Annotated in this window: 14 protein-coding genes; 7 read left to right on the top strand and 7 right to left on the bottom strand. The window is 66.5% G+C overall.

Annotation, left to right across the window (positions count from 1 at the left end):
* Nucleotides 1–11: 11 nt before the first annotated feature.
* The 3 genes from uvrB to H8F27_RS07660 are packed head-to-tail and all read right to left on the bottom strand — an operon-like array spanning nt 12 to nt 3,314.
* Nucleotides 12–2,018, bottom strand: a complete 2,007-nt coding sequence (gene uvrB, locus H8F27_RS07670) for an excinuclease ABC subunit UvrB (RefSeq protein WP_304623219.1) — start codon at nt 2,016–2,018, stop codon at nt 12–14.
* Nucleotides 2,019–2,054: 36 nt separating this feature from the next.
* A complete protein-coding gene (locus H8F27_RS07665) occupies nt 2,055–2,483 on the bottom strand; it encodes a phage holin family protein (RefSeq protein ID WP_197152858.1) in 429 nt (142 codons plus the stop codon).
* Between the two features lie 42 nt (nt 2,484–2,525).
* Entirely contained in the window at nt 2,526–3,314 is a 789-nt protein-coding gene (locus H8F27_RS07660; protein ID WP_197153437.1) for a DUF561 domain-containing protein, read from the bottom strand.
* 34 nt (nt 3,315–3,348) lie between these two features.
* Here H8F27_RS07660 and tilS point away from each other — a divergent pair, with 34 nt between their 5' ends.
* Both tilS and H8F27_RS07650 read left to right on the top strand, forming a co-directional pair.
* Nucleotides 3,349–4,443 carry a tRNA lysidine(34) synthetase TilS gene (gene tilS, locus H8F27_RS07655; RefSeq protein ID WP_231596588.1) on the top strand — a complete coding sequence of 365 codons (1,095 nt, stop codon included), beginning with the start codon at nt 3,349–3,351 and terminating at the stop codon, nt 4,441–4,443.
* Nucleotides 4,440–5,093, top strand: a complete 654-nt coding sequence (locus H8F27_RS07650) for a hypothetical protein (protein ID WP_197152856.1) — start codon at nt 4,440–4,442, stop codon at nt 5,091–5,093. Before tilS ends, H8F27_RS07650 begins: the two co-directional genes overlap by 4 nt.
* Before the next feature lie 29 nt (nt 5,094–5,122).
* Here H8F27_RS07650 and H8F27_RS07645 read toward each other — a convergent pair whose 3' ends face one another.
* The 3 genes from H8F27_RS07645 to H8F27_RS07635 all read right to left on the bottom strand — a co-directional run bounded on the left by H8F27_RS07645 (nt 5,123) and on the right by H8F27_RS07635 (nt 9,260).
* Nucleotides 5,123–7,180: a ribonuclease J gene (locus H8F27_RS07645; RefSeq protein ID WP_197152849.1), complete on the bottom strand. Its 2,058-nt coding sequence runs from the start codon at nt 7,178–7,180 to the stop codon at nt 5,123–5,125.
* A gap of 98 nt (nt 7,181–7,278) precedes the next feature.
* A complete protein-coding gene (gene dapA, locus H8F27_RS07640) occupies nt 7,279–8,184 on the bottom strand; it encodes a 4-hydroxy-tetrahydrodipicolinate synthase (protein ID WP_255517750.1) in 906 nt (301 codons plus the stop codon).
* Nucleotides 8,181–9,260: an aspartate-semialdehyde dehydrogenase gene (locus tag H8F27_RS07635; RefSeq protein ID WP_231596587.1), complete on the bottom strand. Its 1,080-nt coding sequence runs from the start codon at nt 9,258–9,260 to the stop codon at nt 8,181–8,183. Before H8F27_RS07635 ends, dapA begins: the two co-directional genes overlap by 4 nt.
* A gap of 232 nt (nt 9,261–9,492) precedes the next feature.
* Here H8F27_RS07635 and tig point away from each other — a divergent pair, with 232 nt between their 5' ends.
* The 5 genes from tig to H8F27_RS07610 all read left to right on the top strand — a co-directional run bounded on the left by tig (nt 9,493) and on the right by H8F27_RS07610 (nt 15,521).
* Entirely contained in the window at nt 9,493–10,917 is a 1,425-nt protein-coding gene (gene tig / locus H8F27_RS07630) for a trigger factor (RefSeq protein ID WP_197152847.1), read from the top strand.
* A 53-nt stretch (nt 10,918–10,970) separates the two neighbouring features.
* On the top strand, nt 10,971–11,630 hold the full coding sequence (clpP, locus tag H8F27_RS07625; protein ID WP_197152845.1) for an ATP-dependent Clp endopeptidase proteolytic subunit ClpP: 660 nt from the start codon (nt 10,971–10,973) through the stop codon (nt 11,628–11,630).
* 64 nt (nt 11,631–11,694) lie between these two features.
* Nucleotides 11,695–13,062 carry an ATP-dependent protease ATP-binding subunit ClpX gene (gene clpX / locus H8F27_RS07620; protein WP_197152837.1) on the top strand — a complete coding sequence of 456 codons (1,368 nt, stop codon included), beginning with the start codon at nt 11,695–11,697 and terminating at the stop codon, nt 13,060–13,062.
* 38 nt (nt 13,063–13,100) lie between these two features.
* Entirely contained in the window at nt 13,101–13,706 is a 606-nt protein-coding gene (locus H8F27_RS07615; protein WP_197152829.1) for a lecithin retinol acyltransferase family protein, read from the top strand.
* A gap of 12 nt (nt 13,707–13,718) precedes the next feature.
* Complete coding sequence (locus H8F27_RS07610) at nt 13,719–15,521, top strand: DNA polymerase III subunit gamma/tau (RefSeq protein WP_197152827.1); 1,803 nt, start codon at nt 13,719–13,721, stop codon at nt 15,519–15,521.
* A 42-nt stretch (nt 15,522–15,563) separates the two neighbouring features.
* On the opposite strand, the gene H8F27_RS07605 is transcribed toward H8F27_RS07610, so the two are convergent.
* Nucleotides 15,564–16,916 (bottom strand): glycosyltransferase family 2 protein, encoded by a 1,353-nt coding sequence (locus tag H8F27_RS07605; protein WP_197152825.1) that lies wholly within the window; start codon nt 16,914–16,916, stop codon nt 15,564–15,566.
* Between the last annotated feature and the right edge of the window lie 5 nt (nt 16,917–16,921).

Below are 16,921 nucleotides of genomic sequence, written 5' to 3'. Positions count from 1 at the left end.
GCTTGCAGGGGCTAAGCCCTGCCCACCAGCTTCTGGCGCAGGTTTTTGATCTTGTCACGCAGGTTGGCCGCCTCCTCGAACTCCAGATTCTTGGCGGCCCCCTTCATCTTCTCCTCCAGCTGCTGGATCAGCTCCGGCAGGGCATCGAGCGGCACCTCGTTGTGTTCGGCCTGCTCGGTGGCCTGCTCCAGCTGGTCGTCGCTGAGCCGGCGCGACAGCTCCAAGGAGGCCAGGATCGAATTGCCGGCCCGCTTGCCGGCGGGGGTGGGGGTGATGCCGTGCCGTTGGTTGTAGGCGTGCTGAATTGCCCGGCGGCGCTCCGTTTCCGAGATCGCCTTCGCCATCGAATCGGTGAGGTTGTTGGCGTAGAGCAGGGCCACACCCTCGATATGGCGGGCAGCTCGGCCGATGGTCTGGATCAGGGAGCGCTCGGCCCGCAGGAAGCCCTCCTTGTCGGCATCGAGGATCGCCACCAGGGACACCTCGGGCAGGTCGAGGCCCTCCCGCAGCAGGTTCACCCCCACCAGCACGTCGTATTCGCCATTGCGCAGGTCTTGGATGATCTCGATCCGCTCGAGCGAATGGATCTCCGAGTGCAGGTAGCGCACCCGCACCCCGTTCTCCGCCAGATAGTCGGTGAGATCTTCCGCCATCCGCTTGGTGAGGGTGGTCACCAGCACCCGCTCCTGCTTCTCGGCCCGGGTGCGGATCTCGCCCAGCAGGTCGTCCACCTGACCCTCGGTGGGTCGCACCTCCACGATCGGATCGAGCACGCCGGTGGGCCGGATCACCTGCTGCACCACCTGGCCGTGGCTCTGCTCCATCTCCCAGTTGCCCGGGGTGGCGCTCACGAAGATCGTCTGCTGGGCCTTCTCCCAGAACTCCGAGCCCTTCAGCGGCCGGTTATCGGCAGCTGAAGGCAGGCGGAAGCCGTGCTCGATCAGCACCTGTTTGCGCGACTGGTCGCCGTTGTACATGGCCTGCAGCTGGGAGCAGGTGACGTGGCTCTCATCAACCACCAGCAGCCAGTCCTTGGGGAAGTAGTCAATCAGGCACTCAGGCGGCGTACCCGCTTCGCGGCAGGCCAGGTGGCGGGCGTAGTTCTCCACCCCATTGCAGTAGCCCACCTGCTCGAGCATCTCCAGGTCGTAGGTGGTGCGCTGCTCCAGGCGCTGGGCCTCCAGCAGCCGCCCCTGGCCGTTTAGAAGTTCCAAGCGTTCGCGCAACTCGCTGCGAATCGCCTGGATCGCCTCCCCCAACCGCTCCTTGGGGGTCACGAAGTGCTTGGCCGGATAGATATTTATGCATTCCAAGCTCTGCAGGATTTCGCCGGTGGTGGGATCTACGTAGCGAATCGCCTCCACCTCATCGCCGAACAGCTCAATCCGCACCAGCCGGTCTTCATAGGCCGGGCCGATTTCCAGCACATCGCCCCGCACCCGGAAGCGCCCGCGCGAGATTTCCAGGTCGTTGCGGGAGTACTGGTTGTTCACCAGCTCCCGCAAAGAGCCGCGCAGGTTGAGGGTCTCCCCCACCTGAAATTTCACCGCCGCCTTGAGGTATTCACTGGGAATACCCAGGCCGTAGATGCAGCTGATCGAGGCCACCACGATCACATCGCGGCGCTCAAACAACGAGCGCGTCGCCGAGTGGCGCAGCATGTCGATCTCTTCGTTGATCGAGGCTGTTTTGGCGATGTAGGTGTCGGAGACGGGCACGTAGGCCTCCGGCTGGTAGTAGTCGTAGTAGCTGATGAAATATTCAACGGCGTTGTGCGGGAAAAACTCCCGCAGCTCATTGCACAGCTGGGCCGCCAGGGTTTTGTTGTGGGCCAGCACCAGGGCCGGCCGGCCGGTCTGGGCGATCACGTTGGCGATCGTGAAGGTCTTGCCGGTGCCGGTGGCCCCCAGCAGGGTCTGGTAGCGCTCGCCCGACTCCACCCCGCTCACCAGCCCGGCAATGGCCGTGGGCTGGTCGCCCTTGGGCAGGTAAGGGGCGTGGAGCTGGAACGGAACCATCAGCCCATTCTCGGGCCCGAGCCCATCAGTTGTGACTCAGGCTGCAGGTACGGCCATCTGCAGGCCAGCGGCCCTGGTGAAGTCCACGTCCAGGCCGAGGGCCCGCAGGATCACAGCCGACAGCACCGCGTACACCACCCCGCCGAGGATCGCGCTGACCAGGCCGTTCCTGAGCCGAAAGCCCTGGATCAACCAGGCCGCCAGGCCAAACAGGATGACGGTGATGGCCCAGTTGAACAGCAGACTCACCGGACTGATCAAGCCGCCCAGGCTGGTGACCGCCCAGATCGGACCCAGCACCAGCTTGAGGGGTACGATCAACAAGGTGCCGAGCAAGCCGATCACCACGGCCGAGAGCAGGGCAATCGGAAAGCTGCTCACCTCCACGCCGAGGGGCAACCAGGCCACGATCAAGAGCACCACGGCCCGGATTGGCCACTGCAGAAGCCAGATCAGAGAACCCATGACAACAGCTAACCCGTAACGGGGGGAAGGGTGTTTAGAACTTCAGGTTAGGCATGGGGCCAGGGCCCTCCCCAGGGCATCGCGCAAGCCGCGCACCGCCGCAACCATGGCCAGGGGATCGGAGAGCCGGTTCACCGCCGATCCCACCCCCACGCCGCTGGCACCAGCGGCAATCGCCAGGGGCACGGTGACGGCCGACAGACCGGATGCGCAGAGCACGGGAGTCTGGGAAGGGCTGGTTTGGGAGGGGCTCGCCGCCAGGGCGCGGCTGATGGCGTGGGCCGCGGCGAGGGTGGGGGCGGCCTTCTCGATCAGGCCCAGGCTGCCGGCACTGAAGGGCCTGGCGCTGGTGCCCCCCTCGGTCTGGATGATGTCGGCGCCGGCGGCCACCAGCTCAACCGCCAACTGCTCCTGCTGGTCGAGGGGCAGCACGTGGGGCACGGTGACACTCAGCACCACCCCAGCCAGCAGGGCGCGGCTGCGACGAGTTAGCTCGAGCACCTCCGCGGCGTCGAAGATGCGGCCCTGGGGATAGAAGGCGTCGTAGTTGCCGATCTCGACCATGGCGGCCCCGGCGGCCACGGCAGCGGGAAACAGCTCGGGATCCACAGCGCTGACGCAGATCGGCAGCCCACTGGCCCGGGCCGCCAGCTTCACCAGGGCCGGATCACAGGCCACATCCACCAGATCGGCCCCCCCCTGGCCAGCGGCGCGACTGATCCGCTCCACCGCGGCCGAATCGAAGTTGGTGAGTCCGGCGATCACCTTCAGCAGGCGCCGCTCCGCCAGGGCGGCCTGCAGAGCAGCGGGCAGCTGTTCGAAGCGCGACATCGCAGGCATGGGCCCTTGGCTTTGAAATGGTGGGGTGATTCTCCCATCCGGAGCCCCTACGACGCTGCACCCCGGCCCCCACCCCAGCCAGCGCTGGAGCCCCGACCACCTGCGGCTGCACCGGCACCTGCTGCGCCACCCCGGCCTGCTGCCGGCGGGGGCGCCCCTGCTGCTGGCGGTGTCCGGCGGCCAGGATTCGATGGCCCTACTGGCCCTGCTGCTCGACCTGCGCCGGCTGCACCACTGGTCGCTGCTGCTCTGGCACGGCGACCACGGCTGGCGGGCCGATTCGGCCCGCCAGGCCGAGGAACTCGCGGCCTGGTGCCTGCAGCAGGGCCTCAGCCTGATGGTTGACCGCTGCGGCGAAGGGGGCCCGCCCAACGAAGGGGGGCCGCCCAGCGAAGCAATGGCCCGCCAATGGCGCTATGGCCAGCTGGAGGCCAGGGCCCGGGCCCTGGGGGCCAGTCACGTGGTGACCGGCCACACCGCCAGCGACCGGGCCGAAACCTTGCTGCTGCACCTGGCCCGCGGCAGCCACCGCCGCGGCCTGGCCAGCCTGCGCAGCCAACGGCCCCTAGCCAAGGGCTCCAGCGACTCCCACAGCTCCAGCAGCATCAAACTGAGCAGGCCGCTGCTGACCTTTTCCCGCAGCGACACCGCCCGCCTCTGCCGCCAACTGGAGCTGCCGGTGTGGCACGACCCGGCCAACCACGACCTCCGCTACAGCCGCAATCGAATCCGGGCCGAGGTGCTGCCGGTGCTCGAAGCTCTCCACCCCGGCGCCGCCCAGCGCATCGGCGCCCAGGCCGAACGGCTGGTCAGCGAACTGGAATGCCGCACCGAAATGGTGGATCTGGCCCTGCAAAACCTCACCAGCCCCAGGGGGCCTGGAGCCGCGGCCGCCCTCGAGCGCTTAGGGCTGGTGGCGCTGGCGCCGGCCAACCAGGGGGAACTGCTGCACCGATGGTTGGAGTGCCAGATCCAGCAGGTGCTGGCGGCCCGGCCCATCGAGCTGCTGCTGTCGCGGCTGCAGGCTGGCCAGCCCCCGGGCCGGGCCGATCTGGGCGCCGGTTGGCAGCTGCACTGGGATCAGCGCACACTGTGGCTCCAGCCCGAGTCTCCCCAGTGACCGCCTCGCCGGAATCCCTGCAACAGCGCTATGAGGCCATTGAAGGCTTCTACAACGGGCGCCAATGGGACGACGTGGCCAGCCTCAGCGAGGCCCTGCTGGTGGAACTGCCCGACGACCCCAGCCATCCCCTGCGCCAGCGCCTGCAGCTGTTGCTGGGTCACACCTATTGCTACGGCTACCAGGATGCCCAGACGGCCACTGGTTTTTACAGCCGGGTGCTGGCCGCCAGCGAGGAGACGATGCTGCGGGAAATCGCCGAACAGGGCCTGAAGCAATGCATCAACCTGGCCGACATCGCCGTTGCGCCAGCCGAGGCCACACCTGACCAATCCCCGGCGGCAACGGCTGCCTCTTCTGCCACGGCTGTCACCGCTGGCACGGCTGCCACCCCCTGGATGGAGCAACTGGGCGAGGTGGGGCGGGGCAAGGTGGGGCGGGGCAAAGTGCCCCAACCGGAGGTGGGGCTAACCGAGGTGGGGCTAACAGAAGTGGAGGTTATTGAGGAACCCGAACTGATCGAGCTGGCCCAGGCCAATCCCAGAACTGCCGAGGCAGTAGACCTGGCCATCTTGCCCGTGGCTGCCCAACCCAGCCCCGAGGAGATTGCCGAGCTCTCCAAGGGGCTGTTGCGGGTCGTTATCGGCTGAGTCGCTCCGCTGCCAAGATGAGCCGAGCCTCAGCCCACAGCTGCGGAGCGGCGGCGCTTGGTGCGGCCGGCGGGTTCCGGCTCAAGGTTTGCTGGCGCTGGAGCGGAAACAGGAGCGGGGGCGGCCACTGCAACCGCTACTGCGGTAGCGCTGGGAGCGCCGACGGTCGCCAGCTGGCGCTGGGGCGCCGAGGCGCGGCCCCCTGAATCTCGGCCACCTGAATCGCGGCCACCCCGGCCCCGGGGCGCCGGACGGCTGTCGCTCTCCCCCTCCGAGCGACCCTTGTAGGCCGGCGTGCCGGCGGGGGCGGGTTGCACCAGGCAGATGATCAGGGGCTCCACCTGCAACTCGCGGCGCAGGCGGCGCTGCAGGCCCACCTCCACCTCGCGCTGCACGCCCACCCAATCGACATCCGGCGCCTTGCCGCCGGTATTGCGGCAGAGCTGGTTCCAGCGGTTCTCGAGCACCCAGCCGATTTCCCGCTCCGCCCACATCGACAGCTTGCGGGCATCGGCCGCGGTGACCACCCCCCGGATGTTGACCCGGGGCGGGGCCGCCATCACCCCGTCGGTGCTGATCACTGCCAGCATGGTAATCACCCCATCCTCGGCGAGCTGCTGGCGCTCCTTGAGCACGCGGGCATCGACGATGCCGTTGCGGGAGGCATCGAGCAATTCAATGCCGGCCTTCACCGGATCCCCGGTGCGTATGGAGTCGGGGCTGAGCTCGACCACGTCGCCATTGTCAATGATCAAGATGTTGTCGGCCGGCACGCCCATCGACTGGGCCGTTTTGCTGTGGGCAATGAGCATGCGGTGCTCACCGTGCACCGGCACGAAATATTTGGGCTTGGTAAGGGCCAGCATCAGTTTCTGATCTTCCTGGAAACCGTGGCCGGAAACGTGAATGCCCTCGCCCTTGCCATAGACCACCTTGGCGCCCAGCATCATCAGCCGGTCGATGGTGTTGACCACCGAGATGGTGTTCCCCGGAATCGGGCTGGCCGAGAAGATAATCGTGTCGGTGTTCTTGACCTGCACCTGGGGGTGATCACGGCGGGAGATGCGGCTGAGGGCGGCTAGGGGCTCACCCTGGCTGCCGGTCATCAGCAGCAGGGTTTCCCGATCGGGCAGGTCGCGAATTTGCTTGATCGGCACGAACAGGTCATCGGGGGCGCGCATGTAGCCCAACTCCCGAGCCTTGGCGATCACATTGAGCATGGAGCGGCCCAGCAGACCCACCTTGCGGCCATTCTTGATGGCCAACTCCAGGATCATCGACACCCGGTGAATCGAGCTGGCAAAAGTTGTGATGATCACCCGACCTTCTGCCTGGGAGATATGGCGATCCAGGCAGGGGAACACCGAGCGCTCAGGGGGGCAGAAGCCCGGCACTTCGGCGTTGGTGGAGTCGCTGAACAGGCACAGCACACCCTGGTCGCCGTAATGGGCCAGGCGAGCCATGTCGAAGGTCTCGCCATCCACCGGCGTGTGGTCAAATTTGAAGTCACCGGTGAAGATCACCGTGCCCACAGGAGTGGTGATGGCCAGCGAGAAGCTATCGGCCATCGAGTGGGTGTTGCGGATGAACTCCACTGAAAAGTGTTGGCCCACCTTCACCACATCGCGGGGCGCAACGGTTTGGAGGATGGTGCGATCCATCACACCGGCCTCCTCCATCTTGCCGGTGAGCATGGCTAGGGCCAGACGCGGCCCGTGAATCACGGGGATGCTGAAGTTTTTGAGGTGGTGGGCAATGCCACCGATGTGATCTTCGTGACCATGGGTCACGATCATGCCGCGAATCCGCTTCTGGTTTTCCTTGAGATAGCTGGTATCCGGCATCACCACATTGACGCCATGCATGCCATCACTGGGGAAGGCCAATCCGGCATCCACCAGCATGATGTCGTCGCCGTACTCGAACACGCAAGTGTTCTTGCCGATCTCGTGCAGGCCGCCCAGGGGAATTACCCGCAGGTGGGGCTTCTTGGCGCCAGCCTGATTGCCATTAACCTGGTTGCTATTTACTAGATTGCTATTTACCTGGTTGCGATTGAGCTGGGTGGTGCCGTTGGAGCTCGTCATACGAAAAGAGGGTTAACTGTTGAAAATAATTAAACTAGTCTAAACTGAATTGACCTGGATAAAATTGATCTAAATAAAGCTGGTCTCAAGCCTTGGCGTCATGTGGGACGCAGGGCAGCCAGGGTTTCGGAGAGGCGTTGGCGCACGGCGGCGTTGGCGGAAAGAAGGGGAAGACGGGGGGCACCCACCGGCCAGCCGCAAAGCTCCAGGGCTGCTTTGACGGGGATGGGATTGGTGGTGCAGAAGAGGGCCTTGCACAGCGGCAGCAACTGCTCGTGCAAGGCCCGGGCCCGGGCCTGATCGCCCTCGAAAAAGGCCCGAATCAGGGCGCTGATCTGGGGTCCGGCCAGGTGGCTGGCCACACTCACCACACCCACAGCCCCCACGGCCAGCATCGGCAGGGTGAGGGCATCGTCGCCGCAGTAGATGGCGAGGCGGTCGCCACAGCTGGCCCGCAGGGCACTCACCTCCTCGGTGCTACCACTGGCGGCCTTGAAACTCACCACATTGGGGCAGTCAAGCAAGCGCGCCACGGTGGCTGCCTCCAGGCTGGTGCCGGTGCGGCCCGGGATGTTGTAGAGCATCAAGGGCAGCTCTGGGGCGGCCGCTGCCACGGCCCGGAAATGGGCTTCGAGGCCTTCCTGCGGGGGCTTGTTGTAGTAGGGCACCACCACCAGGGCGCCATCGGCGCCGAGGGCAGCCGCCTCCCGGGTGGCCTCCACCGCCTCGGCGGTGCAGTTGCTGCCGCTGCCGGCGATCAGTTTGGCCCGGCCCGCCAGGGCCCCTTTGACCGTGGCAAACAGGGCGTGCTGCTCGGCCCAACTGAGGGTGGGGGATTCGCCGGTGGTGCCGCACACCACCAGCCCATCGGAGCCCTGGTTCACCAGGTGGGCCGCCAGGCGGGCCGCCAGGGGGAGATCCAGCTCCCCCTCGGCGCTGAATGGGGTCACCATCGCGGTGAGTAGACGCCCGAAGGGGGGAGCTGGGGTCTGGATCGCTTTCAAGGGCCACCCCCAGCCAGGGCCCCTGGGGCTTCGATCAGCAGTTCAGCGATCTGGATGGCATTGAGGGCCGCACCCTTGCGGATCTGGTCCCCACACAGCCAGAGCTCCAAGGCATTGGGCTCACTGAGATCCTGGCGAATGCGTCCCACCGCCACCGGATCGCGACCCGTCACATCCGTGGGCATCGGGAAGCGATTGGCATCGAAGTCGTCCAGCAACTCGACGCCGGGGGCAGCTGCCAGCAGGGCCCGGGCCTCCTCCACCGGGAAGGGCTCGTGAAACTCAATGTTGACGGCTTCGGAGTGGGCCCGCAGCACCGGCACCCGCACACAGGTGGCCGAAAGCCGCAACTCCGGCGTGCCCATGATCTTGCGCGTTTCGTGCAGCATCTTGAGCTCCTCCTCGCAGTAGCCATTGGGCTGCAGCGGCGAGTTGTGCAGAAAGAGGTTGAAGGCCAGGGAGTGGGGCAGCACCTCACTGACGGGCTCGCCCCCATCGAGCACCGTGCGGCTGAGGCTGCGCAGCTCCTCCATGGCCCGGGCGCCGGCGCCGCTGGCGCTCTGATAGGTGCTCACCACCACCCGCCTGATCGGCCGGCGGGCATGGAGGGGGGCCAGGGCCAGGCTGAGCAGGATCGTCGTGCAGTTGGGGTTGGCAATGATTCCCCGGTGGCTAAAGGCCGCCTCGGGATTCACCTCCGGCACCACCAGCGGAACCTCCGGATCCATGCGGAAGGCACTGGAGTTGTCAATCACCAGGGCACCAGCCGCAGCCGCCAGCGGCGCCCACTGGCGCGACACCGAGCCACCGGCCGAGGCCAGCACCAGATCGACGCCCTCGAAGGCCGAGGCCTCCACTGGTTGGATGGTGAGCGCACGACCCTGCCAGCCCAGGCTCTGGCCGGCGGAGCGGGGCGAGGCCAGGGGCAGCAGCTCGGCCACCGGAAAACGGCGCTGCTCGAGCAGCTGGAGCAACTCCTGGCCCACCGCTCCACTGGCCCCCAGAACGGCCACCCGAAGGGGGCGGTTGGGCAGGCACACGGAGCTGGGGGAAAGGCTGGTCTGGACGGCGGTCAAGGGGGCGGGAACGGGATCGAAAGCTGCTGGTTTATCCGGGATGGACGTGGAGAGGCCCGGATCGGGGCATACAGGGGGGCGGGATGCTGCCGCAAAGCGAGGAGCTGGGATCAAATCCCAACCCTGCAAATGAGCTGAACCGAACTATTGCCTTCTTCTGCGCCTCCCGAACAATAGGCCTACGGGGCTCGGAACGGCCGCTTTCTAGGATCGGCCCCTGCATCGACTTTCCATGAGCTCTGCCGCCGCCCCAGTTGCCAGCCTGTCCGTCAAAGCCAGCCCCCGCCCGGGCAGCCGGATGGCCCTGGAGGTGGCCATCCCCGCAGGCCGCAGCCAGGCCAGCTACGACGCCGCCGTGGAGAAGCTCAGCCGCAGCATCAAGCTGCCCGGCTTCCGCAAGGGCAAGTTGCCCCGCCCGGTGCTGCTGCAGCAGATCGGCCCCCTGCGCATCCGCGCCACCGCCCTGGAAGACCTGGTGGAAGCGGCCTGTCGCGACGCCCTCGAGCAGGAGCCCCTGGCGGCGCTCGGCCGGCCGGAGCTGAGTGAAGGGTTTGAGGCCGTCCTGGCGCGCTTTGAGCCCGGCAGCGCCCTCACCATCACCCTCGAACTGGACGTCGAGCCCACCCCCACCCTCAAGGCCACCAAGGGCCTCAAGGCCGAAGCCGAAACGATCAGCTACGACCCCGCCCGCATCGACGAACTGATCGACCAATCCCGCAAGCAGCTGGCCACCCTGGTGCCCGTGGAGGGCCGGCCTGCCGCCAGCGGCGATGTGGCGGTGGTCAGTTTCAGCGGCACCTACCTCGATAGCGGCGAGCCGATCAGTGGTGGCAACAGCGATGCCATGGAGGTGGAACTGGAGGAGGGCCGCATGATCCCGGGCTTCGTGGAGGGCGTGATCGGCATGGCCATCGGTGACGAAAAAACCATCGAGTGCCGCTTCCCCGACAGCTACCAGCAGGAGGAGGCCGCCGGCCGCCAGGCCCGTTTTGAAATCGGTTTGAAGGATCTCAAGTGCCGCGAGCTGCCGGCCCTCGATGACGCTTTCGCCCAGCAGGCCAGCGACAAGGCCACCCTGGCAGAACTGCGGGTAGACCTGGAAATCCGCCTCAAAGACGACGCCGAGCGCCGGGCCAAGGCCAGTCGCCACGACGCCCTGCTCGCCGCCCTGGTGGCGGAGCTCGAGGTGGAGCTACCCGAAACGCTGGTGCAGCAGGAAATTCGCAACCTGTTGGAGCAGACCGCCGGCCAGATCGCCCAGCAGGGCATGGACGTCAAGAAGCTGTTCACCCCCGATCTGGTGCGCAGCCTGATGGACACCTCCCGCCCCGAGGCCGAGGAGCGCCTGCGCCGCAGCCTGGCCCTCAAGGCCCTCGCCACCGCCGAGCAGATCGAGTTGGAGGCCGGCGATCTCGAAGCCAAGTTGCAGGAGATCAGCAAAGGCCTCAGCGACCAGACCAACATCGACCCGGAACGGCTGCGGCTAGCGGTCGCCGAAGACCTACTGCGCGACAAGCTGCTCGACTGGCTCGAAGCCAACAGCACGATCAGCGAGAAGGCCCCCGCCGCCGAGGAAGAGCCAGCCGAGACGACCGACAAGCCCAAGGCCAAAGCCAAGGCCGAACCCAAACCCAAGTCAACCGACCAGGAGGATTGATCCCAGCTGCTGCTGCAGAGCCCATAGATTGCTTGCAGGAGCCTTAACCGTGCGTGATCGACGCCACCATTCGCCATCCAGTTCACAGCCACTGGGGCCCCAGTGGCTCGCCGGGGGTGCTGCCCACCGTGGTGGAGCAGTCAGGCAAAGGCGATCGCGCCTTTGACATCTATTCGCGGCTGCTGCGCGAGCGGATCATCTTCCTGGGCACCGGCATCGACGACCAGGTGGCCGATTCCCTGGTGGCCCAGCTGCTTTTCCTAGAAGCGGAAGATCCCCAAAAGGACATCCAGATCTACGTGAACTCCCCGGGTGGCTCGGTGACAGCCGGCCTGGCGATCTACGACACCATGCAGCAGGTTTCCCCCGATGTGGTGACCATCTGCTACGGCCTGGCCGCCTCGATGGGCGCCTTCCTGCTCTCGGGGGGCACCAAGGGCAAACGGCTGGCCCTGCCCAGTGCCCGGATCATGATCCACCAGCCCCTGGGCGGAGCCCAGGGCCAGGTGGTGGACATCGAAATTCAGGCCAAGGAAATCCTTTACCTAAAGGACACCCTCAACCGCCTGATGGCGGAGCACACTGGCCAGCCCCTCGAGAAGATCACAGAAGACACTGATCGCGACTATTTCCTTTCACCTGTTGAGGCGGTTGAATACGGCCTGATCGATCAGGTTGTGACCGACTCCAACCCGGTCAAAGCCCCGACTTAACCCTGAAAGATTGGCTGAGGAACCCTGTTCCAAGGTCGATCCTGGACCTAGGACATCCCTGCCAATGCCAAAGTTTGACGCCCACCTCAAGTGCTCGTTCTGCGGCAAATCGCAGGACCAGGTCCGCAAACTTATTGCCGGTCCTGGTGTCTACATCTGCGACGAATGCATCGATCTCTGCAATGAGATTCTGGATGAGGAGCTGGTTGATGGCCAATCCGTCAGCGGTGCCCGCCACACCCCGGAAACCGGCCGCAGCAAGCCTGCGACCAAAAAAATCTCCAAGCCCATCCCCACCCTGGCCGAGGTGCCCAAGCCCCAGGAGATCAAGGCCTTCCTCGACAGCCAAGTGGTAGGCCAGGAAGAGGCCAAAAAGAGTCTGTCGGTAGCCGTTTACAACCACTACAAACGCCTGGCCTGGCAGGGGGATGGCAAGGGCGAAACGGACCAGACAGCCACCCGCCTGCACAAGAGCAACATCCTGCTGATCGGACCCACCGGCTGTGGCAAGACCCTGCTGGCCCAGACCCTGGCCGAAATGCTCGCGGTGCCCTTTGCGGTGGCCGATGCCACCACCCTCACCGAGGCCGGCTACGTCGGTGAGGACGTGGAGAACATCCTGCTGCGGCTGCTACAGAAAGCCGATCTGGATGTGGAGCAGGCCCAGCGCGGCATCATTTACATCGACGAGATAGACAAGATCGCCCGCAAGAGCGAAAACCCCTCGATCACCCGCGACGTGTCCGGGGAAGGGGTGCAGCAGGCCCTGTTGAAGATGCTCGAAGGCACCGTCGCCAACGTGCCGCCCCAGGGTGGCCGCAAGCACCCCCATCAGGACTGCATCCAGATCGACACCAGCCAGATCCTGTTCATCTGCGGCGGCGCCTTTGTGGGTCTTGAAGACCTGGTGCAGAAGCGGATGGGTCGCAACTCGATCGGCTTCCTCAGCGCCGATGGCAGCAGCCGGCCCCGCATCAATAAAGATCGCCATGCGGCCGAGGTGCTGCGCCACCTCCAACCGGAAGACCTGGTGCGCTACGGGCTGATCCCGGAATTCATCGGTCGCCTGCCAGTGAACGCGGTGCTGGAGCCGCTCGACAACAACGCCCTCGAAGCCATCCTCACCGAACCCCGCGATGCCCTGATCAAGCAGTTCCAGACCCTGCTGGGCATGGACAACGTCGAGCTCGATTTCGAACCCGGAGCCGTCGCAGCCATCGCCATCGAGGCCAACCGCCGCAAGACGGGCGCCAGGGCCCTGCGCGGGATCGTGGAGGAGTTGATGCTGGATCTGATGTACGACCTGCCCTCCCGCACGGACATCAAGAGGTTCACCGTGACCCGCCAGTTGGTGGAGCAGCGCAGCCAGGCCAAGGTGGTGTCCCTCAGCGCCGGCACCATTGAGGAAGCCCCCCAGCAGGCCAGCGCCTGAGCCCAGGCTCTCGCGTCAGGCTGCTGCCCTCCTCGCCAATGCCCGCCGCCGCCCACCTGCAGGTTCCCCGTCAGCACGGTCTGTTCCTGCACCACGGCATCGACCTGGGCGACGGCAGCGTGGCCCATTACCTCGAGGGCCGCGAAATCCTGCGCAGCCCCCTGGCGGAGTTCAGCCGCGGTGAACCCGTGTGTGAGGTGCCCTACCCGGCGGGCAGCTGCTCCCCGGTTGGCGTCACCCTCAGGCGCGCCATGGGAAGGCTGGGCGAGCAGAAATACAACCTGCTCTTCAACAACTGCGAGCACTTCGCCCACTGGTGCAAAACCGGCCGGCACCGCAGCGCTCAGGTGGAGAGCTGGCTGCCAGCCGCCGTGTTCAGCGGCGCCCGACTGCTGCTGCGCCAGAACAACCACCTGGAGAAGGGCAAGGAGCTCGCCTTGCGCAGCCTGGCCCAGCTCGACCAGCTGCGGCTCAGCCTGCAGGAAAAGCTCGAAGCCGAGCTGGCCAAAGCGGAGGCGCGCTGGGGCGAGGAACGCTTCGCCGCCCTGCGGCTTGCGGCCCAGAGGCTGGCCGACCAGCTGGCGGAGGTCGAAGAACTGGAAGAGCGGCTGCGGCGCCAGTTCGAACCGGGGGAGGACCGGTAACCTCGAGCAGCGATGTCCAGCTACCAGCCCCTCCACCACAAGTACCGGCCCCAGCGCTTCAAGGAGCTGGTGGGGCAGGAGGCGATCGCCGCCACCCTGACCAACGCCCTGCTCACCGGCCGGATCGCGCCGGCCTACCTGTTCTGCGGCCCCCGCGGCACCGGCAAAACCTCCAGCGCCCGCATCCTGGCCCGCTCGCTCAACTGCATCGGCAGCGAGGCACCCACCCCTGACCCCTGCGGCGTCTGTGAGCTGTGCACCTCCATCGCCGCCGGCGCTGCCCTCGATGTGATCGAAATCGACGCCGCCTCCAACACCGGCGTCGACAACATCCGCGAGCTGATTGAGCGCTCCCGCTTCGCCCCGGTACAGGCCCGCTGGAAGGTCTATGTGGTGGACGAGTGCCACATGCTCTCCACCGCCGCCTTCAATGCCCTGCTCAAGACGCTGGAGGAGCCGCCGCCACGGGTGGTGTTCGTGCTGGCCACCACCGACCCCCAACGGGTGCTGGCCACGATCCTGAGCCGCTGCCAGCGCTTTGATTTCCGCCGCATTCCCCTGCAGGCCCTCGAGCAGCACCTGGGCTGGATCGCCGAGCGCGAGTCGATCGGCATTACCCCCGAGGCCCTGCACGTGGTGGCCCAGCGGGCCCAGGGGGGCCTGCGCGACGCCGAGAGCCTGCTGGACCAGCTCAGCCTGCTGCCAGCTCCAATCGAGGCCACGGCCGTTTGGGAGCTGCTGGGGGCCGTGCCGGAGCAGGAACTGCTGGCCCTGGCCCGGGCCCTGGCCGGGGCCGAGCCCCTGGGGCTGTTGGAGGGCTGCCGGGAGCTGCTGGAACGGGGCCGGGAACCCGGCGCCGTGCTGCAGGGTTTGGTGAGCTTGCTGCGGGATCTGGTGCTGGCAGGCGCCGCCCCCGACCGGCTCGAGCTCACCGGCGTGTCAGCCCAATTTCGCGGCGAACTTCCCGAGCTGGCCCGGACCATCGGCAAGGCCCGGTTGCTGCAGTGGCAGGCCCAGCTCAAGGGCAGCGAGCAGCAGCTGCGCCACAGCGTCAACCCACGCCTCTGGCTGGAGGTGCTGATGCTGGGCCTGCTGGCCGAAGCGGTGGTTCTCGCCCCGGCCAAACCCGCTGCGGTGAGCCCAGCACCGGTAACCCCAGCACCAGCAACCCCAGCGCCGGTCCAGTCCGCTCCGGCGCCCCAGCCAGCTCCGGCGCCCCAGCCAGCTCCCCTGCCCCAAACCCCGGTCCAACCAGACCCAGCGCCCCAACCAGACCCGATACCGCAAGCCACTGCGACCGCTGGGTCGCCAAACCTTGCCGAGCTTTGGCAACAGATCCTGGCGGGCCTGGAGCTGCCCTCCACCCGCATGCTGCTCTCCCAGCAGGCCCAACTGGTGCGGCTGGATGAGCGTCGAGCCGTGGTGCAGGTGGCCGGCAACTGGATGGCCATGGTGCAGAGCCGTCTACCCCTGCTGGAAACGGCCGTAACCAATGCCCTGGGCAGCCCGCGCCAGCTCTTGCTGGAGGGAGGTGGCGCCCATTCACCGCCGCCAGCCCCCACCGCCCGAGCGCCCCAACCTGCTGCTAGCCCAGTTCAGAGCCCAGTTCAGACTCCAGCCCAGGCTCCAGTCCAGAGCCCAGTCCAGACAGCACAACCACAACCGGCTGCGGAGCTGAATCCGGCCAGCAAACCCCCACCTCCCATGGCGCCCCTCGATGAGAAAGCCCGGCGCTTGGCCGAGTTTTTCAACGGCGAGGTGGTTGATCTCGATGGGCCCCTCGAAGGGATAGACCCAGACGACGCCGCTGCCTGAGCAGGGCTTGGGGATCAGGGCTTGAGGATCAGGCCGGCAAAATCAGGCAGCCGCCGGATCCTCAAGCGCAGGCTCCTCCTCTTCCCCGAGGTGCATGGTCTTGGCCCACACCAGGGTCTTGGGCCTCAGGGCCATGCGCAGGCTGGTCCAGGGAATCACCACAAACCAATGGCCCATATAGGCAATGCCCAGGGCCAAGTTCCAGGGATTCATCGCCGGCAGGGCCGGGCCTTCCCGGGGTCGGTTGCAGCCGGCCATGATCGCGCCCCCGGAGAGCCCGAAGGCCACAAAGGAGAGGGGCCAGAGGGTGGGCGGGGTGCGGGTGATCGCCGCCCCGAAGAGGTCGGCGATCGCCACCAGCGGCAGGCCGTACTGGAGCAGAAAAAAGCAAACCAAATCGAGCTTTTGAACCCCACTGAGCCGCTCCGAAAGCAGGCCCGGGAGGTAGTCAAAAAATCGCTGCAGGCCCCCTTCAGCCCAGCGCTGGCGCTGACGCCAGAGGGCAGCCAGGCCGAGCACCGCCTCCTCCTGCACGGGCGGATCCCAGAGCAGCCCGATCGGCTCGCCCTCAAGCAGCAAGCGGAAACTGAGATCCAGGTCGTCGGTGACCGTCGCCTCGTTGAAGCCCCCACTCCTGAGCAGGGCATCCCGGCGCAGCAGCTGGCCGTTGCCCCGCAGTTCCACGATCCCACCTGCCGCCAACCGGCCCTGCTGGATCACCGCATCGAGGGCCATCTCCATGGCCTGGGCCCGGGTGAGCCAGTTGACGCTGGAATTGACCTCGGCCTTGCGCAGCTGGACGGCCGACCAGCCGCCTGTTTCAGCAAAGGGAATCAGCCGCTCCAGGGTGTCGCTCTGGAGATCGGCATCGGCATCGAGCACAAACATCCAGCGGCCCTGCAACTGCTGCAGCACCAGGTTGAGGGCCCCAGACTTACCGCCGCCGGCATCGGCTTCCCGCCGCAACACCTGCAGAAAGGGATACCGCTGCTGAAGCTCTGCCAGCAGCTGGGGGGTGCGGTCGCGGCTGGCGTCGTCAATCACCCAAAGCCGAAGCTGCCCTTGCGGATAGCTCAGCTGGGCAATGCGCTCCACCAGCCTGCCGATCACAGCCTGTTCATCGCGGGCCGCCACCACCACATCCACCGCCGGCAGCGGGGCCGGCAGCGAAGCGGGAGGCAAGGCCGAAGCCGGGGGGGGGGTGTAAGGGCGGAAGGCCTGCAGCAGCAGGGTGCGGAGGCTGTAGCCACCCAGCACCACGGCCAGGATGAGGGCTGGGATCAACCGCAGGGGTTCGGGCAGCCAGTGGGGGGCTAGCCCGGCCCCGCCACAGGCGACCAGGAACAGCCCCGACTTGCCACGACGGTGATCGGTGGAACTGCCACCCGCAGCCATGGCGA

The organism is Synechococcus sp. CBW1108 (assembly GCF_015840335.1).
GTDB lineage: Bacteria > Cyanobacteriota > Cyanobacteriia > PCC-6307 > Cyanobiaceae > Cyanobium_A.
Note: the sequence above shows the minus strand (reverse complement) of the source record. Positions and strands in the feature narration are given on the sequence as shown.